Annotated in this window: 21 protein-coding genes; 11 read left to right on the top strand and 10 right to left on the bottom strand. The window is 60.3% G+C overall.

The features are described 5' to 3' along the window. Window position 1 precedes the first annotated feature (1 nt). Entirely contained in the window at window positions 2-895 is an 894-nt protein-coding gene (locus tag N8H71_RS18470; protein WP_262195085.1) for a DMT family transporter, read from the bottom strand. A 100-nt stretch (window positions 896-995) separates the two neighbouring features. Between N8H71_RS18470 and N8H71_RS18465 the strand changes: the two genes are divergently transcribed. Continuing rightward, window positions 996-1,859, top strand: a complete 864-nt coding sequence (locus tag N8H71_RS18465) for a LysR family transcriptional regulator (RefSeq protein ID WP_262195084.1) — start codon at window positions 996-998, stop codon at window positions 1,857-1,859. A 6-nt stretch (window positions 1,860-1,865) separates the two neighbouring features. Here N8H71_RS18465 and yegQ read toward each other — a convergent pair whose 3' ends face one another. Next, the gene (gene yegQ, locus N8H71_RS18460; protein WP_262195083.1) at window positions 1,866-3,194 is read right to left on the bottom strand and encodes a tRNA 5-hydroxyuridine modification protein YegQ; all 1,329 of its coding nucleotides are present in this window, start codon (window positions 3,192-3,194) and stop codon (window positions 1,866-1,868) included. Between the two features lie 156 nt (window positions 3,195-3,350). On the opposite strand from yegQ, the gene N8H71_RS18455 reads away from it, so the two are divergent. After that, window positions 3,351-4,412, top strand: coding sequence for an AI-2E family transporter (locus N8H71_RS18455; protein ID WP_262195082.1), 1,062 nt, complete (start codon window positions 3,351-3,353; stop codon window positions 4,410-4,412). Here N8H71_RS18455 and N8H71_RS18450 read toward each other — a convergent pair. The 3 genes from N8H71_RS18450 to N8H71_RS18440 form a co-directional block, all read right to left on the bottom strand. After that, the gene (locus N8H71_RS18450) at window positions 4,409-4,591 is read right to left on the bottom strand and encodes a hypothetical protein (protein WP_262195081.1); all 183 of its coding nucleotides are present in this window, start codon (window positions 4,589-4,591) and stop codon (window positions 4,409-4,411) included. The genes N8H71_RS18455 and N8H71_RS18450 overlap by 4 nt on opposite strands. Window positions 4,592-4,693: 102 nt before the next feature. Further along, window positions 4,694-4,888 carry a hypothetical protein gene (locus N8H71_RS18445; protein ID WP_007951579.1) on the bottom strand — a complete coding sequence of 65 codons (195 nt, stop codon included), beginning with the start codon at window positions 4,886-4,888 and terminating at the stop codon, window positions 4,694-4,696. 244 nt (window positions 4,889-5,132) lie between these two features. Continuing rightward, entirely contained in the window at window positions 5,133-5,483 is a 351-nt protein-coding gene (locus N8H71_RS18440; RefSeq protein ID WP_007951578.1) for a hypothetical protein, read from the bottom strand. Window positions 5,484-5,737: 254 nt separating this feature from the next. On the opposite strand from N8H71_RS18440, the gene N8H71_RS18435 reads away from it, so the two are divergent. Both N8H71_RS18435 and N8H71_RS18430 read left to right on the top strand, forming a co-directional pair. Next, entirely contained in the window at window positions 5,738-6,556 is an 819-nt protein-coding gene (locus N8H71_RS18435) for a shikimate 5-dehydrogenase (RefSeq protein ID WP_262195080.1), read from the top strand. Window positions 6,557-6,744: 188 nt separating this feature from the next. Next, window positions 6,745-7,263, top strand: a complete 519-nt coding sequence (locus N8H71_RS18430; protein ID WP_262195079.1) for a cupin domain-containing protein — start codon at window positions 6,745-6,747, stop codon at window positions 7,261-7,263. Window positions 7,264-7,279: 16 nt separating this feature from the next. Here N8H71_RS18430 and N8H71_RS18425 read toward each other — a convergent pair whose 3' ends face one another. Next, window positions 7,280-7,930, bottom strand: coding sequence for a YceH family protein (locus N8H71_RS18425; RefSeq protein WP_262195078.1), 651 nt, complete (start codon window positions 7,928-7,930; stop codon window positions 7,280-7,282). A gap of 126 nt (window positions 7,931-8,056) precedes the next feature. Between N8H71_RS18425 and N8H71_RS18420 the strand changes: the two genes are divergently transcribed. Then, window positions 8,057-8,566, top strand: coding sequence for a DUF1993 domain-containing protein (locus N8H71_RS18420; protein WP_007951572.1), 510 nt, complete (start codon window positions 8,057-8,059; stop codon window positions 8,564-8,566). Window positions 8,567-8,630: 64 nt separating this feature from the next. On the opposite strand, the gene sstT is transcribed toward N8H71_RS18420, so the two are convergent. Further along, the gene (sstT, locus tag N8H71_RS18415; protein WP_262195077.1) at window positions 8,631-9,863 is read right to left on the bottom strand and encodes a serine/threonine transporter SstT; all 1,233 of its coding nucleotides are present in this window, start codon (window positions 9,861-9,863) and stop codon (window positions 8,631-8,633) included. Between the two features lie 338 nt (window positions 9,864-10,201). On the opposite strand from sstT, the gene N8H71_RS18410 reads away from it, so the two are divergent. Continuing rightward, window positions 10,202-11,362, top strand: a complete 1,161-nt coding sequence (locus N8H71_RS18410; RefSeq protein WP_007951570.1) for an MFS transporter — start codon at window positions 10,202-10,204, stop codon at window positions 11,360-11,362. On the opposite strand, the gene nhaR is transcribed toward N8H71_RS18410, so the two are convergent. Continuing rightward, window positions 11,359-12,258, bottom strand: coding sequence for a transcriptional activator NhaR (nhaR, locus tag N8H71_RS18405; protein WP_007951569.1), 900 nt, complete (start codon window positions 12,256-12,258; stop codon window positions 11,359-11,361). The genes N8H71_RS18410 and nhaR overlap by 4 nt on opposite strands. Window positions 12,259-12,404: 146 nt before the next feature. Here nhaR and N8H71_RS18400 point away from each other — a divergent pair, with 146 nt between their 5' ends. Next, on the top strand, window positions 12,405-12,644 hold the full coding sequence (locus tag N8H71_RS18400; RefSeq protein WP_007951568.1) for a hypothetical protein: 240 nt from the start codon (window positions 12,405-12,407) through the stop codon (window positions 12,642-12,644). Between the two features lie 29 nt (window positions 12,645-12,673). Next, a complete protein-coding gene (locus N8H71_RS18395; RefSeq protein ID WP_085745910.1) occupies window positions 12,674-13,423 on the top strand; it encodes a TerC family protein in 750 nt (249 codons plus the stop codon). A gap of 74 nt (window positions 13,424-13,497) precedes the next feature. On the opposite strand, the gene N8H71_RS18390 is transcribed toward N8H71_RS18395, so the two are convergent. After that, window positions 13,498-13,665 (bottom strand): hypothetical protein, encoded by a 168-nt coding sequence (locus N8H71_RS18390; protein ID WP_007951566.1) that lies wholly within the window; start codon window positions 13,663-13,665, stop codon window positions 13,498-13,500. A gap of 232 nt (window positions 13,666-13,897) precedes the next feature. Here N8H71_RS18390 and N8H71_RS18385 point away from each other — a divergent pair, with 232 nt between their 5' ends. From N8H71_RS18385 to N8H71_RS18375, 3 genes are all read left to right on the top strand, one after another. Then, entirely contained in the window at window positions 13,898-14,569 is a 672-nt protein-coding gene (locus N8H71_RS18385; protein ID WP_262195076.1) for a peptidase C39 family protein, read from the top strand. Window positions 14,570-14,660: 91 nt separating this feature from the next. Beyond that, complete coding sequence (locus N8H71_RS18380; protein WP_262195075.1) at window positions 14,661-14,867, top strand: DUF6021 family protein; 207 nt, start codon at window positions 14,661-14,663, stop codon at window positions 14,865-14,867. A 12-nt stretch (window positions 14,868-14,879) separates the two neighbouring features. Further along, window positions 14,880-15,086 carry a hypothetical protein gene (locus N8H71_RS18375; RefSeq protein WP_007951563.1) on the top strand — a complete coding sequence of 69 codons (207 nt, stop codon included), beginning with the start codon at window positions 14,880-14,882 and terminating at the stop codon, window positions 15,084-15,086. A gap of 52 nt (window positions 15,087-15,138) precedes the next feature. On the opposite strand, the gene pbpG is transcribed toward N8H71_RS18375, so the two are convergent. After that, complete coding sequence (gene pbpG / locus N8H71_RS18370) at window positions 15,139-16,275, bottom strand: D-alanyl-D-alanine endopeptidase (protein ID WP_157222929.1); 1,137 nt, start codon at window positions 16,273-16,275, stop codon at window positions 15,139-15,141. Window positions 16,276-16,295 lie beyond the last annotated feature (20 nt).

Raw genomic sequence — 16,295 nt, 5'->3', positions numbered from 1 at the left:
CTCAAGTCTCAATGGCCCGCACCATCGCCGGCCGTTCCAGATTCAACGCCAGCACGCTGATCAACACCACTGCCGATCCAACCAGCACCATCAGCGTCGGTCGTTCACCCAATCCCACCGAAGCAATCCCCATCGCAGTCGGCGGAATCAGGTACAGCGTCATCGTCGCCCGGCTCAGGTCCACGTGCTTGAGCACGAACGCCCATGCCAGATAGGCGAGTGCGCTGGGGAACACACCCAGACCCAGCACCGCCCATTGCACCCGCAGCGGCGCACTGGCCACGCTGTCGGCCAGTCCCGGCAAGTAGATCAACAGCAACAGCGTGCCGGACCACACCGTGTAGCACACCAGCGTCAGTCCGTCGTAGCGCCGGGCGTGGTGTTTTTGCAGAGCGAAGTAAACGCTCCACGAAACGGCGGCCAGCAGAATCAGCAAACCGTGGGCGTCGATGCTGCCGAGGCCGCGATCGCCGCTGACCACGATCACCACGCCAACGAATCCCAGCAGCACACAACCCCAGCGCCAGAGGCTGACCCGATCCTTGAACAGAAACCGCGCCAGCAACGTGCTGAACAGCGGTGTCGATTGCGCCAGCACACTCGACGCGCCGGCGCTGACACTTTGTTGGCCGATGTTCAGCACGACGTGATGCAGGCTGACGGCAAAGAAGCCCAAGGCAAGCAACAGCGGCAAATCCTGCAGGCGCGGCAGATCAATACCCTTGAAGCCTGCAATCACTGCCATGAACAGCGACGCCAGCAGAAATCGCAGCAAGGCCAGATGACCAGGGTCGTAGGCTTGCAGGCCGATGTGGATACCGGTCGGCGAATAGGCCCAGCAGCCGACCACGAAAGCCATGGCCAACAGGATTTTCAAAGGCGAAGTGGAAGGCATGAGCGAGGCACTCTGTGATTGATGTGCCGAGTATCCGGGCGGCCAATCATTCGCCACAACTGACTTATACTGCGCGAACCGTTCACTCAGAGTGATGATTATGGAGCTGGCGCAGATCCGCATGTTCAAGACCGTGGCCGAGGTCGGTAGCATCGCCAAAGCCGCTGAAAAGCTGTTTTGCGTGCCGTCGAACATCACGGCGCGGATCAAATCCCTGGAAGCGGAACTGGGTGTGGCGCTGTTTCTGCGCGAAGGGCGCGGGCTGCGGATCAGTCCGGCGGGGCAGACCTTTCTGGCTTACGCGGAGAAGATTCTGGCGCTGACAGCTGAAGCCAAACGCGCGGTCGATCCTGCCGCCGAGCCGTCCGGGCCGCTGCGCATCGGCGCCATTGAATCTTCGGCGACCGGGCGACTGCCGCGCCTGCTGGCGAAATTTCACAAGCGCTACCCGAACGTGGCGCTCGAATTGACCACCGGCACCTGGGGGCAATTGCTGGACGATACCGTCAGCCATCGACTCGACGGCGCGATCGTTGCGGTGGACGTCGAGCGCTCGCAGCTCAAGCGCACGCCGATGTATCGCGAAGAATTGCTGCTGATTGCATCGACCTCGTTCGGGCCGGTGCGCAACCTCGACGATTTGCAGGACAAAACCGTGTTCATGTGGCCGCAGGGCTGTCCGTATCGCGCTGCGCTGGAGCACTGGTTGTTGCGTCAGGGGCTGGCACTACCGATTGTCAGCCTGGCCAGTTATGGGGCGATTGTCGGTTGCGTGAGTGCCGGCGCTGGTGTGGCGCTGGTGCCCAAAGGCGTATTCGAGCAATACGCCAAAGGCGCGGGGTGTGCGGGTTACGAATTCCCGGAGCTGACGGCCATCGACAACTTGTTCTACTGGCATGAAAACGCCGGGGTGCACCCGGCGCGTGAGGCGTTTGTGGCGATGTTGCGCGAGGAGTTTGTCTGAGTCGGATCAGGCGCCGCTCAAGTCGCGCATCAACAACCCGAAGCGCAGATCCACCGCATCCGGAATCGGTAAGTAAACCGTGTGCCCGTCCCCCGGCGCCACGTCGATGGCTTCGCCTTTCAGGTTCTGCAATTCATGCAGATCAAAATGGAAATTGCCCTTGGGCGTCATCAGTTCCAGGTGATCGCCCAGCGCAAAGCGGTTCTTCACTTTCACCTCGGCCAACCGATCCCGACGTTCGCCGGTCAGTTCGCCCACAAACTGCTGACGCTCCGACACCGAGCTGCCGTTCTGATAGTTCTGGTATTCGTCATGCACATGGCGGCGCAGGAAGCCTTCGGTGTAGCCGCGCTGGGCGAGGGATTCCAGATCGGTCATCAGGCTGCGGTCGAATTCGCGGCCGGCCACCGCGTCGTCAATGGCACGGCGATAGACCTGGGTGGTGCGCGCGCAATAGAAGTGCGATTTGGTCCGGCCTTCAATCTTCAGTGAATGAACGCCCATGCGGGTCAGACGCTCGACGTGCTGCACCGCGCGCAGGTCCTTGGCGTTCATGATGTAGGTGCCGTGCTCGTCTTCGAATGCCGGCATCAGCTCGCCGGGACGGTTGGCTTCCTGCAGCAGGAACACCTGATCGGTCGGTGCACCAAGACCGAGGGTCGGTTGCGGCTCAAAGGTCTGCACGATTTCGCCGAGCTGGTTTTCGCTGGCTTCCTGCGCCGAGTATTTCCAGCGGCAGGCGTTGGTGCAGGTGCCCTGATTGGCGTCGCGTTTGTTCATGTAACCGGAGAGCAGACAGCGACCGGAATAGGCCATGCACAGTGCGCCGTGAACGAACACTTCCAGTTCCATGCCCGGCACTTGCTCGCGGATTTCGCCGATCTCTTCCAGCGACAGTTCACGGGACAGGATTATCCGGCTCAGCCCTTGTTGCTGCCAGAATTCGACGCTTGCCCAGTTCACCGTGTTGGCCTGCACCGACAAGTGAATCGGCATCTGCGGGAAGTGGCGGCGCACCAGCATGATCAGGCCGGGGTCGGACATGATCAGTGCGTCCGGCGCCATTTCGATCACTGGTGCCAGGTCCTTGAGGAAGGTCTTGAGCTTGGCGTTGTGCGGCGCAATGTTGACCACCACGTAGAAGCGCTTGCCCTGGGCCTGGGCTTCACGAATTCCGAGCGCCAGGTTGGCGTGATCGAACTCGTTGTTGCGCACCCGCAGGCTGTAGCGCGGCTGGCCGGCATACACCGCATCGGCCCCGTAGGCGAAGGCGTAACGCATGTTTTTCAGGGTGCCGGCGGGGGCGAGCAGTTCGGGGGTGAAGGAGGTCGTCATGGCGGCGTCGGTCGCAAAAGCGCGGCAGGGTAGAGCAGTTGCGCCGAGGGTTTATTGATCTGGATCTATGCTCCATGAAGAAACAGGGCACTCGCGCGGGCGCAAGCTGACTAAACGAGACGGGCGCGGGTGGCGCCCGACTGACCTGGATCGGACATGAACCAAAAGAGTCTGCAGTTCAAATCCCTCACCGTGCTGCTGTTTCTGGTGACGGTGGCCTTTATCTGGATCCTGCTGCCGTTCTACGGCGCGGTGTTCTGGGCAGTTATTCTCGGCATTCTGTTTGCACCGATGCAACGCCGGTTGCAGCTGAAGTTCGGCTGGCAACGCAACCTGACCTCTTTGTGCACGTTGAGCGTCTGTCTGGTCATCGCGATTTTGCCGGTGATCGTCATTAGCGTGTTGCTGGTGCAGGAAGGTGCAACGGTCTACAACAACATCGAAAGCGGCAAACTCGATATCGCCGCGTATCTGAACCAGTTCAAACACAGCCTCCCGCCTTATTTTCAGCACTTGCTCGATCGTTTCGGTGTGGGCGAACTCGATGCCTTGCGCGAGAAAATCGTCAAGGCTGCGATGCAGGGCAGTCAGGTATTGGCAACGCAGGCTTTCAGTTTCGGCCAGGGTACGTTTGAATTTGTGGTGAGTTTTTTCATCATGCTGTACCTGCTGTTTTTCTTCTTGCGCGACGGCCCCGAGCTGGCGCGTAAAGTGCGCACGGCGGTGCCGCTGGAGGAGCATCACAAGCGTCGTCTACAGCTGAAATTCAACCGGGTGGTGCGCGCGACGGTAAAGGGCAATTTGGTGGTCGCGATCACGCAAGGTGCATTGGGCGGGGCGATATTCTGGTTTCTCGACATTCCCAGCGCGTTGCTCTGGGCGGTGCTGATGGCGTTTCTGTCGCTGTTGCCGGCGGTGGGTGCGGGGATCGTCTGGGCGCCGGTAGCGGTGTACTTCCTGCTCAGCTCCATGATCTGGCAAGGCGTGGTGCTGGGGTTGTTCGGGGTGTTTGTGATCGGGCTGGTCGATAACTTGCTGCGACCGATCCTGGTGGGCAAGGACACCAGGATGCCGGACTACATGATCCTGATATCGACCCTGGGTGGCATGGCGGTGTTCGGTCTGAACGGTTTTGTGATCGGGCCGCTGATCGCGGCGTTGTTCATGTCGAGCTGGGCGCTGTTCGTCGAAACCAGGCCGAAGGTGCAACTCCCTTAGGCATTGAAGGGGGTCTTGCCGATCTGCTGTGACAGTGCCTGGGCGGCGGGCAACGAAGTGAGCGGCCCACTGACCGGTTCGCCGTCGCGCACCAGATACCAGCAGGCGAGCAATCCCAGCTCTCGGAGTTGAGCGGGAACGGCGCTGCCGATTACGGACATGATTTGAACCTGAGCCATGAGAAGTACCTCCATCAATCTATGGAGCTACCTTAAGGACTCGTCCGTTTCAGGGACAATCAACGCTTTCGATAGTGGTCATTGATGCCAGTGAGGGCTGGCTCAATCCACCACTTGATCGAGCATGTGCACGATCTCGTGTTCGTTGAGAAACCCCTTGCGCACCAGGTTTTCCGCCAGCAGCGAGAGAAACTTCGCGGTGCGGTGGCCTTCCAGGTGCTTGAGTTCGGTCAGGGCGTTGTAGACCTTGCTCGAGGTGCATAAACCGACGATGCGGTGCGGATTCTGTGTAGGCATTCAAGTCGTCCTTGTTGTTATCAACCTGTTGTATGCGGACGGATTCAGAGTGCGGTTCCGTCATGACAAATAGATGACCGTTTGTGTTTTGCCCCCGACGGTCGAGTCCATCATGCCGACTTTAACGTTTCGAACTGTCTCCATAGCGACCTTGGCGAGATTTTTTCAGACCTTGGCCGACGGACGGTTGGCTTTCCCGCAGACAATAAAAAGCCCCGCTATCAAGCGGGGCTTCGTTTGCCGGTTACCAGCGCGGGCCACCGTAATAGTGTGGCCGGCCGTAATAACCGCGCGGCGGGCCGTAATAGACCGGGGCCGGTTGGACGTAGACCGGTTGCTGCACATAGACCGGGGCCGGCTGGTAGTAGACCGGTGGCGGCGGTTGCTGCACGTAGACCGGTGCCGGTTGAGCGTAAACAGGCTGTTGGACGTACACCGGCCGATCCTGGTTGATGAGCGCCGAGCCGATGATGGCCGAGCCGACGATCGCACCAAATACCGCCGGGCCCTGCCAGCCACCGCCGTGGGCTTCTGCCTGACCCGTGATCGCGAATGCACCAATCAACAAGGCCACGATGGGGAGTTTACGAATCATGATAATTCCTCGGTTCTTCGACCCGGCGTCCGGGCCTGCAACAGGCTCGGGATGGCGCGGGGATACTTCTAAGACAGCAACATTTTGAAAAACAGCACGGCCGCTAGGTAAATTTTGTGTAAGGTCTGTACCGGTTTGTTTACCGGATTTCCGGCATCGGCTGTGATGCCCGGAACAGACCGACTCATGATCGTTCAGAACCCGATGGGCTGGCTAATCCCGTCCATCCGAAAGTGCATTCGAAGGAGCCTCCCATGCAGATGAACCCCAACAAAGACACCCAATTGTGCATGTCCCTGTCTGGGCGTCCCGGGAATTTCGGTCTGCGTTTTCATAACCATTTGTATGAACAACTGGGCCTGAATTTCTACTACAAGGCATTCAGCAGCCAGGATCTGCCGGGTGCCGTCGGTGGGATCCGCGCGCTGGGGATTCGCGGTTGCGGGGTGTCGATGCCGTTCAAGGAAGCCAGCATTGCGCTGGTCGATGAGCTGGATGCCTCGGCGGCGGCGATCCAGTCGATCAACACCATCGTCAACACCAACGGCCATCTCAAGGCCTACAACACCGATTACATTGCCATCGCTCAGTTGCTGGAAACCCACGCGGTGCCGAAGGACACGACTTTTGCCCTGCGCGGCAGCGGCGGCATGGCCAAGGCTGTGGCCAGTGCCTTGCGCGATGGCGGTTACAAAAACGGTTTGATCATCGCTCGCAACGAGCGCTCCGGCCGTGCGCTGGCGGATTCCCTGGGCTATCGATGGCAGGCGGAACTGGGCGGCGAGCGTCCGCAGATGCTGATCAACGTGACTCCGGTCGGGATGGACGGCGGCCCTGAAGCGGGTCAGCTTTCTTTTGAGGTGGATGTGATCAAGTCTGCCGACACCGTTTTCGATGTGGTGGCGATCCCCTCGGAAACCCCGCTGATTGTGCGCGGCCGAGCAGAAGGTAAAAAGGTGATCACCGGGCTGGAAGTGATCGCGATCCAGGCGCTGGAGCAGTTCGTGCTGTACACCGGCGTGCGGCCGACGGTTGAGCAGTTCGATGCAGCGGTGGCGTTTGCCCGTAGCTAAAAGGCTTGGAGAGGCGGTGCCTGATCGGTCTTTTTCGCGAGCAAGCTCGCTCCCACAGTGGAAATGCATTTCAATGTGGGAGCGAGCTTGCTCGCGAAGGCCGCGACATGGTTTTTGATCCGAACAGTTTGCCTATACTGCCGGATCAGCAAGCACAGACTTGCCCATCACAAAAAACCGAGGTTTGCATGCATCCGCCCATTCTCAACCTGAATGACGTCGAACTCGAACCACTCCCCGAAGCCCTGTCTCCCGAAGGCGAAACCGCCGGGCGCTATCACCAGCGTCTGGCCCGGGTCGGCCAGCAACTGGGTGCACAGAAGCTGGGTTATCGACTTTATGCGCTGCCGCCGGGCATGCGCGGCAGTCCGTTTCACAGTCATCGGGTCAATGAGGAAATGTTCTACGTGGTGGCCGGGGAAGGGGAGGTGCGCTTGGGCGCCGAACGTTTCCCGATCCGCGCCGGCGACGTTATTGCCTGCCCACCGGGCGGCCCGGAAGCGGCGCATCAGATCATCAACACCAGTGCTGCGGAGCTGCGCTATCTGGCAGTCAGCACCCAGCAGCAACCGGAAATCTGCGAGTACCCGGACTCGAACAAATACGCGGTGATGGACAACTTCAGCATCGATGCCGAAGGCAATGCCTCGGGATTTGTCGCGGTAGCGCGGCAAGCGGACGGCGTGGATTACTGGGACGGCGAATAACGCCGCCCCGGTGCGCTTATTCTTCGAGGCGGGCCAGACGCTCTTCCAGCGCAGCAATCCGCGCTTCCAGCTCTTCGATGCGCTCCACTGACACGCCGCTGGCAGCCCCGCGATCACTCGGGTTCTGCCGCGCCGCGATAATCGCCTCGATGTCCGCCGGATCGCCCAGCGCGTGGGTGTAGCGATCTTCGCGCTGGCCGGCCTGACGCGGAATCAACACCGCCAGTTCCCGTGCGATCAGGCGTTCCAGCTGATGCACCACTTGCTCGGCATCTTCGAACTCATGCATGCGACCGCTGCGGGTCAGCAGTTCGTTGACGGTCTGCGGGCCGCGCAGGAACATCAAGCCGGTCAGGATCAATTGCGCCGGCACCAGCTCCAGCGTCTTGTCGACCTTGTGCTCCCAGCGGTCGGCGCGACTGCCCATCACCAGTTTGGCGAACCCGCGGCTTTCGAGGGCGCGCAGGCTCTGGCCGACCTGGCCCTGGGTCAGGTTCATCACCGGTTCCCGGCTGGTTTTCTGGTTGCAGGCCAGCACCAGCGCGTTGAGGGTCAACGGGTAGGTTTCCGGGCTGGTGGCCTGTTTCTCGATCAACGAGCCCAGAATGCGGATTTCCGTGGCGTTGAGCCGTGGTTCGTCGGAGCTGGTTTCAAATTCTGTGGTCATCGCGCGTTCCCTCTGCAGTCGAAGGCGCCTAGCCTAATCCTTGCTGGATAAAAGACAAGCCGCGCCGCCATGCGAGCATGGCTATAATCGCCCCCACGATTCACCCAGCCACCACGTGAGACTGCCATGACCATTTCCCTGTACGCCGCATCCGTCCCGGTTTTCCAACAAATGCTCAACGCCGTGAGCGATGTGCTGAAAAAAGCTGAAGCCCACGCCACCGAGAAAAACATCGACCCGAACGCCTTCCTGCAAGCGCGTCTGTACCCGGACATGTTCCCGCTGGTGCGTCAGGTGCAGATCGCCGTGGACTTCGCCAAAGGCGTGTCCTCGCGTCTGGCCGAAATCGAAATTCCGAAATATGACGACACCGAAACCACCTTCGCCGAGCTGCAAGCGCTGATCGCCAAGGTTCTGGCCTTCATCGGCGAGATCAAGCCAGAGCAGATCAATGGCAAGGAAGGCATCGAGATCGTGACTCGTCCGGGCACTCCGAAAGAGAAGCGCTTCAGTGGTCAGGCTTACCTGCTGAGCTACGGCCTGCCGCAGTTCTTCTTCCACGTCACCACCACCTACGCACTGCTGCGTCATAACGGTGTGGAAGTGGGCAAGCGCGATTACATGGGCGCGTTCTAAACGTTCCGCAACAAAAAGCCCGCCAAGGTTTGCGCCTTGGCGGGCTTTTTGTTGCGCCGGTTTTTTACGCCGGACGCTGGTTTTTTTGCCCTTCGCCCAGGCACGCGGCGGCGGTGAACAGCACGTCGGTGGAGGAATTCAGCGCCGTCTCGGCCGAATCCTGCAGCACGCCGATGATGAAACCGACTGCCACCACCTGCATGGCGATTTCGCTCGGGATGCCGAACAGGCTGCACGCCAGCGGAATCAGCAGCAGCGAGCCACCGGCCACGCCCGACGCACCGCAGGCGCAGATCGCGGCGACGACGCTGAGCAGGATCGCAGTCGGGATGTCCACGGCAATGCCCAGGGTGTGCACGGCCGCGAGGGTCAGCACGGTGATGGTGATCGACGCACCGGCCATGTTGATGGTGGCGCCGAGCGGAATCGATACCGAGTAGGTGTCTTCATGCAGGCCCAGGCGCTTGCTCAATTCCAGGTTGACCGGAATGTTCGCCGCCGAGCTGCGGGTGAAGAACGCGGTGATACCGCTTTCACGCAGGCACTGGAGCGTCAGCGGGTACGGGTTGCGACGCAGCTTCCAGAACACGATCAACGGGTTCATCACCAGCGCGACGAACAGCATGCAACCCAGCAAAACCGCCAGCAGGTGCGCGTAACCGACCAGCGCGCCGAAACCGGAGGTGGCCAGGGTCGAGGCCACCAGACCGAAAATCCCCAGCGGCGCGAAGCGAATCACCACGCGCACGATCAGGGTCACGCCGTTGGACAGGTCGCTGACCACTTCGCGGGTGGTGTCGCCGGCGTGCCGGATCGCCACGCCCATGCCGATGGCCCAGGCCAGAATGCCGATGAAGTTGGCATTCATCAGTGCGCTCACCGGGTTGTCGACCACGCTCAGCAACAGGCTTTGCAGCACTTCACTGATGCCGCCCGGGGCGCTTACCGCGATGTTGTCGGTGGACAGCACCAGATGCGACGGGAACATCATGCTGGCAATCACCGCGACCACGGCAGCGGCGAAGGTGCCCAGCAGATACAGGAACAGGATCGGCCGGATGTGGGTTTCCTGGCCGTGCTTGTGGTTGGCAATCGACGCCATGACCAGCACGAACACCAGGATCGGTGCCACGGCTTTCAGGGCCGAGACGAACACCTTGCCGATGAAGGCCGTGCCTTTGGCCGCCTCCGGCGCGAACAGCGCGAGGGCGATGCCGGCAATCAGGCCGATCAGGATCTGCGTGACCAGGCTGAGGCTTTTAAGACGTTGCAATAGAGAAGGGGATGAAGCGGTCATAACGGCATCTCTGGTTTTTTTATAGGGTGCAAGGTTGCGTGATCCGGGCGATGAATCGGGGGCAGGCCACAGACACGAACCGAAAGGACTGACGCGACAGTCACACCGTTAAACGGGTGGCTGAACAGGGTGTACGTTTTGCAGGGCGCGGACTTTATCACAGCGTCGTCCGGATCCTTCAGACCTGTGACGATCTGCCACCGGATCCCTCTGCAACTTAGACAGGTTTGTGCAAGTCACTCGGGAAACACTCTGTTAAGATTGCGCATCCTTATTTTCAAGTTCTGCCGGCGGGCCCTCGGGTCAGCGCTGGTGTCGTCGTTTTGCTGGAGTTCCTCATGCTGTTGCCCATCCTTCTGTTGTCTGCCGCCGGGTTCACGGTGCTGACCACGGAGTTCGTCATCGTCGGCCTGCTGCCGGCGATTGCTCGCGACCTGGCCGTCACCATCCCGCAGGCCGGGCTGCTGGTGACTCTATTCGCTTTCACCGTGGCGATGTTCGGCCCATTCTTGACCGCATATTTCGCCCGCTTCGAGCGCCGCAAACTGTTCATCACCATCCTGATCATGTTCGGTCTGGCCAATACCGTGGCGGCACTGGCGCCGAACATCTGGGTCATGGCGATTGCCCGGCTGATCCCGGCGCTGGGGCTGCCGGTGTTCTGGGCGCTGGCCAGTGAAACGGCGGTGGACATCGTCGGCCCGGACTTCGCCGGTCGCGCAATCGCCAAGATCGGCTTCGGCATTGTCTGCGCCACCGTGTTCGGGATTCCGGTCGGCACGCTGATTTCCGATGCGTTCGGCTGGCGCAGTGCTTTTGCCATTCTGGCGGTGATCGCGTTCGCCAAGGCGCTGCTGCTGTTTGTCTATCTGCCGAAAACCAGCCTGCACCAGCATCAGGTCAGTTTCGCTTCGCAGTTCAAGATCCTGCGCAGCCCGCTGATGCTCGGCCATGTGCTGCTGTCGATCCTGGTGTTCAGCGGCATGTTCACCGCCTACACCTATCTGGCGGACATCCTTGAGCGTCTGGCCGGCTTCAATGGCACCGTGGTCGGCTGGTGTCTGATGGGCTTTGGCGCGGTCGGTCTGATCGGTAACTCGCTGGGCGGTCGTGCGGTGGATCGCCATCCGCTGATGGCTTCGGTGATGTTCTGCGCGTTCATGATCCCCGGGATGGTGGCGCTGGTGCCGAACATCAACTCGTCGCTGGGTCTGGCGGCGGCGATGGGTATCTGGGGCGTGACCCAGGCGGCGTTATTCCTGGTCAGCCACGTGCGCTTGATGAAGGCAGCTCCTGAGGCGCCGGCCTTCGCCGCGTCGCTGAACATAGCCGGGGCCAACCTCGGGATTGGTCTGGGCGCGATCATTGGCGGTCGAGTGATCGACAGTGCCGGTCTGGGCTTTGTGGGCTTCGCCGCGGCCGGGTTCATTCTGCTGTCGATCTTCCTCGCCATGGTGCTGATGGTGCTCAAGCCGCGCGACGTCTGCGCGCCGGCTTAAAACGCTGTAAACAGCTCGCGTCGGGCACCTTCGGTAATCGCTTTGATGCCGGGGTGCTTGACCTTGCGCTCCACCGAGATCGCGTAGAACGACTCGCTCACCGCATCGGTCTGGCCGATCAACTCGACGCCGTACTGGCGTTTCACCTCATCGGCAATCACGCTCGGGCCGATGAAAATCCCGCTGCCGGACTGGCCGAACGCCTGCATCAAGGCGCTGTCATCGAACTCCCCGACAATCCTCGGCTGAATCTGCTGTTCGGCGAACCAGCGCTGCAAGCGGCTGCGTACTACGGTTTCCGCGCCGGGGATCAACAGCGGCGCACCGTGCAGGCTGCGCGGGAAATCCTGACCGTATTGCGCTGCCAGTTCGGCGGTGGCGAAAAAACTGATTCCGCATTCGCCGAGTTTCTGGCTGTAGCCCTTGATGTCCAGGTGCGAGGGCATCGGGCTGTCGGAGATCACCAGGTCCAGGCGCTGGATCGCCAGATCCGCCAGCAGGCGCTCGAGTTTGTCTTCGCGGCAGGTGATGCGCAGTGGTTCGCTCAACTCCATGGTCGGCGCGATCAGGCGATAGACGATGGATTTGGGCACCACGTCCGCCACGCCGACCCGGAACAGGATCTGCTGTTCATTGGGCTGGGCGCGCAGCATCAGCTCCAGTTCGCCGCCGAGCTGGAACATCTGCTCGGCATAGGGCAGGGCCTGACGCCCGGCTTCGGTGAGCTCAAGCTGGCGGCCGACCCGTTGAAACAACTCGATGCCGTAGGTCTGTTCGAGCAGGGAAATCTGCCCGCTGATGGTCTGCGGCGTCAGGTTCAGTTGCTCGCAGGCGCGCACGATGCTGCCGGTCTTGGCCACCACCCAAAAGTAGTGCAGTTGTCGGTAATTGAGCATGGGGTTCGGTCCGTCAAATACAGTTCGTATAAATCGAAGTATAGCCGCTAAAAATACGAATTTTCCTGAAGTATTTGTCTCCCTAGAATGCCCAGCCATCGACGGCCGGTCTGTACGGCGCTGTCAGTTCTATCGAGGGAAGCATCATGAAACTAAAAACTACGGCGTTACTGATCGCGTCTTTACTGGTATTGGCCGGTTGCGACCAGGCCGAAAAGAGCGCCCAGCAACTGATGGGGCAGGCGGCTGAAGCGGCCAAGCAAGCCATCGACGACACGCACAAGGCTGCCGAAGAGGCCCTCAGCGATGCCACCGGCAATTTGATCAGCAAGAAAGAACCGAAAGACGACGAAGAAAAATCCGAATCGTCCTCCCAGGAAATCTAAACCGTCTTACACAGAGTCAGGACTGACCCATGGAATATCTGTTAGAACTCGCCGCCAGCCCGACCGCCTGGATTGCCTTGGCCACGCTGGTAGTGATGGAAATCGTGCTCGGCATCGATAACCTGATCTTTATCTCGATCCTGACCAACAAACTGCCCGAGCAGTACCGGCAGAAAGCCCGTCGTCTGGGGATCGGCATGGCGCTGATCATGCGTCTGGCCTTGTTGAGCACCATCGCGTTCATCGTTCAGCTGACCGCGCCGGTTATCGAGATCCTCGGCCACGCGTTCTCCTGGAAGGACATGATCCTGATCGCCGGCGGCCTGTTCCTGTTGTGGAAAGCCACCACGGAGATCCATCACAGCATGGACCCGGCACCGGAAGATCCGAAGACCGCTACGTCTAAAGTGACCTTGGGCTTCGCTGCCGCCATCGGGCAGATCCTGATGCTGGACATGGTGTTCTCGATCGACAGCATCATTACGGCGGTCGGCATGACCGAACACTTGCCAATCATGGTGATCGCGGTTGTTGTCTCGGTGCTGGTGATGCTGTTCGCAGCCGACCCGCTGGCCAAGTTCATCAACGACAACCCGACGGTGGTGATGCTGGCTCTGGGCTTCCTGATCATGATCGGTATGACGCTGATCGCCGAAGGCTTCGGCGCCCACGTACCGAAAGGTTATGTGTATGCCGCCATGGCGTTCTCGGCTGCGATTGAAGTGCTGAACATGATGTCGCGCCGCGCCAAGCAGAAGAAACTGACTGCCGAAGCGTAATCGCTGGAAAACCAAAGGCCGCCTGAACTCGCGAGAGTCCAGGCGGCCTTTTTGTTTGTGTCGGTTACGGAAAGTCAGTGCGCGGTGGCGTGACGGGCGTCGTGTTTCTCGATCTTCCTGGTCGGTGCAGGTTGTACCGGGTGGTGATGGCGGCGGGAAATCCGCAACACGCCCCACAGCATGGCGGCGGCAACGGCCAGCCAGCCGGCAATCAGCATTACGATGGTCATGGTCAGGCTCATCTGTGCCTCCTCTTCGCCCTGCGTCGGGCGCTCGCTCTTTGGCTCTTGTCTTAAGTGACAGTCTAGTCGCTGGCGTGTTTCAGGCTATTGACCAAAGGTCGGTGGTGACCAATCAGTTCGCTCTATGCAGCCGATGCATCTGCCGCTTTGGGCTATACCGCAACGTTGTGCCGTCCTATGATCCTCGACCAAGCCGGAACACGATGACCGGTAATTGATCAAGAGAGTGACGATGGTGCAGCTATTTTCCCGGATTCGCACGGCGCTGCTGGTGGCCGGTTGCGTAACAGCATTGGTGGGGTGTGCAGGCAGTGTGGCGCCGGAGGTCAAGCGCCTGCCGGAGCGGGTCGAGCTCAGCGGCACGTTCTATCGCGGCGAGGCCTATCAAAGCGGGCCGCAAGTGCTGGCCAGCCTGCTGTCGCAGCAGGGCATCGTGATCACGCCGGGTTTGCTGGAAAAACCGCTGCACTTGCCGGGCGCCGAGGACAAGTTGCAGCAGAATCTGCAGAGCCTTGCGCGTGAGTACGGGATGGTCGTGTATCCGCTGGACAGCAATCTGCCAGCGCTGCTGACTCAAGTGGCGGCCGGGTATCCGGTGATGGTGCATTTCAGCGAGGGTTCGGCGTTTTGGGCGGAGCCGCGTTACGCGATTCTGTCCGGCTACGATCGTTTGAAGCAGAAGGTGCTGCTGCGTGCCGGGATGAATCGCCGTGAATTGATGAGCTTCAGCTCGTTTGAGTCGGCCCTCGAAAAGTCCGGCGGCTGGGCTGTGTTGATCCAGAAACCGACGCAGATTCCGGCAGCGGTCGATCAACAACGCTGGCTCAAGGCGGCCGACGCACTGGCCCAGGCCGGGCAGGAGCGGGAAGCGGCGCAGGCGAGGAAGGCGCTGGCGGCGCACTGAGGTTCCGTTCGTCGCTTGTCGGGCACCCTCGTGGATCGCGCGTTTCTGAATTGTAGCGTCCGGTATTTTCCGGCCGGTTCAGGAGGCGAACATGGCAATTCCACCTTCACCCAGCGGGCCGCATTCGTCCGAGCACGGCAGTGGTGACGACTTGGGCTTCGATCCGGACTCGCCGGATCTTGAGGACCCGCAAGTCGATCCCGTCGGCCCGGCGAAGGCGCCGAAGGATGTGCGGCCGGGCGAAGATCCCAAGCGTCCGGCCAAGCCTTACGATCCCTTGGCTGATCTCAAGCCTTGAAGCGAGGTGCGTATGAGTACCGATTCGAGTTTCGACGACCACAAACCTGACAGTGTGCCAACCACCCCTGAGCCGGAAGTTGATCCGGTGCTGGATCCGGAGAGCCCTCTGCGCGATCCGTTGGCGCGTCCGGCGGTGGTCACGCCAGAGCATTCGCGCGACCCGAGCGCCGGTGACGGCATTCCCGATGACGACAAGATGCCGTTGCCCAACGACTGAGTGCATAAATGAAAAAGCCCCGACGATTCGGGGCTTTTTCATGGGTGACGGATTACTTGGAGGCTTCGATCACGCCACTTTGGCGACTCTTGAGGTTTTTGTCGGCCTTGTATTGCTGAGCCACCGCTGGAACATTGGCGCTCTTGCCGGTTTCCACCCAGCTGCGGATGCGGCTGGCATCGGCGAAATGGGTGTATTTGCCGAACGCGTCGAGAATCACCAGGGCGACGGGACGGTTGGCCATGCGGGTCACCAGCACCAGGCAGTGGCCGGCCGGGTTGGTGAAACCGGTCTTGGTGATGCGGATATCCCAGTCGGCCTTGTTAACCAGGTGGTCGGTGTTACGGAAACCCAGGGTGTAATTGGGTTTGCGGAACGAGACGGTCTTTTCCTTGGTGGTGGTCAGCTCGATGAGCAGCGGCTGCTTGTGCGCGGCCACCAGCAACTTGCTCAGGTCGCGGGCGGTGGAAACGTTGCGCTCCGACAGGCCGGTGGGCTCCACAAAGTGCGTGCTGGTCATGCCCAGCGCCTTGGCCTTGGCGTTCATCGCTGCGATGAATGCCGCGTAACCGCCCGGGTAGTGGTGAGCCAGACTGGCGGCGGCGCGGTTTTCCGAGGACATCAGGGCAATCAGCAGCATCTCTCGGCGGGGTAGTTCACTTCGCAGTTTGACGCGGGAAAACACGCCTTTCATTTCGGGTGTACGGCTGATGTCGACGTCAATCCATTCGTCCATGTTCTGGTGCGCTTCGACCACTACCAAACCGGTCATCAATTTGCTCACGGACGCGATGGGCACCACCACGTCCGGGTTGCTGGAATAAATGACTTTGTTGGTCTGCAGATCCATCAGCAGGGCGCTGCCGGAGGCAATCTTCAATTGCGAAGCGTCTCGAGGGGCAGCGGTAGTTTCGGCGGCGTTGACCGTTGGCGTGAGGAGCGTGCCTGAAAATGCAAAAACCAGGCTCAGGATGGACAGACGAATATTCACGCGGGCGAACTCATGAAGGTTGGAAATGCCGTTCTTTGTAACGGGCTGTGTCGTAAAAACGACGCATTGTAGGAGTATGGTTGAAGAACTGTCGATGGTTGTCCGCAAGGCATGAAAAAGTCGTGAAAAGCCCTGTAAAAATAGGGGTTTCCGGCGAACGGTAAAGGTTTTTTCGAGGGCATGAAAAACCCCGCACAAGGCGGGGTTCGCGGAGCGTG

The organism is Pseudomonas koreensis, from assembly GCF_025447595.1.
Taxonomy (GTDB): domain Bacteria; phylum Pseudomonadota; class Gammaproteobacteria; order Pseudomonadales; family Pseudomonadaceae; genus Aquipseudomonas; species Aquipseudomonas koreensis_H.
The sequence above is the reverse complement of the archived record's forward strand: the minus strand, read 5'-3'. Positions and strand labels throughout refer to the sequence as shown.

Coding starts and splice junctions, on each gene's coding strand:
- N8H71_RS18470 (WP_262195085.1), bottom strand. CDS start 895: ATGCCTTCCACTTCGCCTTTGAAAATCCTGTTGGCCATGGCTTTCGTG.
- N8H71_RS18465 (WP_262195084.1), top strand. CDS start 996: ATGGAGCTGGCGCAGATCCGCATGTTCAAGACCGTGGCCGAGGTCGGT.
- yegQ (WP_262195083.1), bottom strand. CDS start 3,194: ATGACGACCTCCTTCACCCCCGAACTGCTCGCCCCCGCCGGCACCCTG.
- N8H71_RS18455 (WP_262195082.1), top strand. CDS start 3,351: ATGAACCAAAAGAGTCTGCAGTTCAAATCCCTCACCGTGCTGCTGTTT.
- N8H71_RS18450 (WP_262195081.1), bottom strand. CDS start 4,591: ATGGCTCAGGTTCAAATCATGTCCGTAATCGGCAGCGCCGTTCCCGCT.
- N8H71_RS18445 (WP_007951579.1), bottom strand. CDS start 4,888: ATGCCTACACAGAATCCGCACCGCATCGTCGGTTTATGCACCTCGAGC.
- N8H71_RS18440 (WP_007951578.1), bottom strand. CDS start 5,483: ATGATTCGTAAACTCCCCATCGTGGCCTTGTTGATTGGTGCATTCGCG.
- N8H71_RS18435 (WP_262195080.1), top strand. CDS start 5,738: ATGCAGATGAACCCCAACAAAGACACCCAATTGTGCATGTCCCTGTCT.
- N8H71_RS18430 (WP_262195079.1), top strand. CDS start 6,745: ATGCATCCGCCCATTCTCAACCTGAATGACGTCGAACTCGAACCACTC.
- N8H71_RS18425 (WP_262195078.1), bottom strand. CDS start 7,930: ATGACCACAGAATTTGAAACCAGCTCCGACGAACCACGGCTCAACGCC.
- N8H71_RS18420 (WP_007951572.1), top strand. CDS start 8,057: ATGACCATTTCCCTGTACGCCGCATCCGTCCCGGTTTTCCAACAAATG.
- sstT (WP_262195077.1), bottom strand. CDS start 9,863: ATGACCGCTTCATCCCCTTCTCTATTGCAACGTCTTAAAAGCCTCAGC.
- N8H71_RS18410 (WP_007951570.1), top strand. CDS start 10,202: ATGCTGTTGCCCATCCTTCTGTTGTCTGCCGCCGGGTTCACGGTGCTG.
- nhaR (WP_007951569.1), bottom strand. CDS start 12,258: ATGCTCAATTACCGACAACTGCACTACTTTTGGGTGGTGGCCAAGACC.
- N8H71_RS18400 (WP_007951568.1), top strand. CDS start 12,405: ATGAAACTAAAAACTACGGCGTTACTGATCGCGTCTTTACTGGTATTG.
- N8H71_RS18395 (WP_085745910.1), top strand. CDS start 12,674: ATGGAATATCTGTTAGAACTCGCCGCCAGCCCGACCGCCTGGATTGCC.
- N8H71_RS18390 (WP_007951566.1), bottom strand. CDS start 13,665: ATGAGCCTGACCATGACCATCGTAATGCTGATTGCCGGCTGGCTGGCC.
- N8H71_RS18385 (WP_262195076.1), top strand. CDS start 13,898: ATGGTGCAGCTATTTTCCCGGATTCGCACGGCGCTGCTGGTGGCCGGT.
- N8H71_RS18380 (WP_262195075.1), top strand. CDS start 14,661: ATGGCAATTCCACCTTCACCCAGCGGGCCGCATTCGTCCGAGCACGGC.
- N8H71_RS18375 (WP_007951563.1), top strand. CDS start 14,880: ATGAGTACCGATTCGAGTTTCGACGACCACAAACCTGACAGTGTGCCA.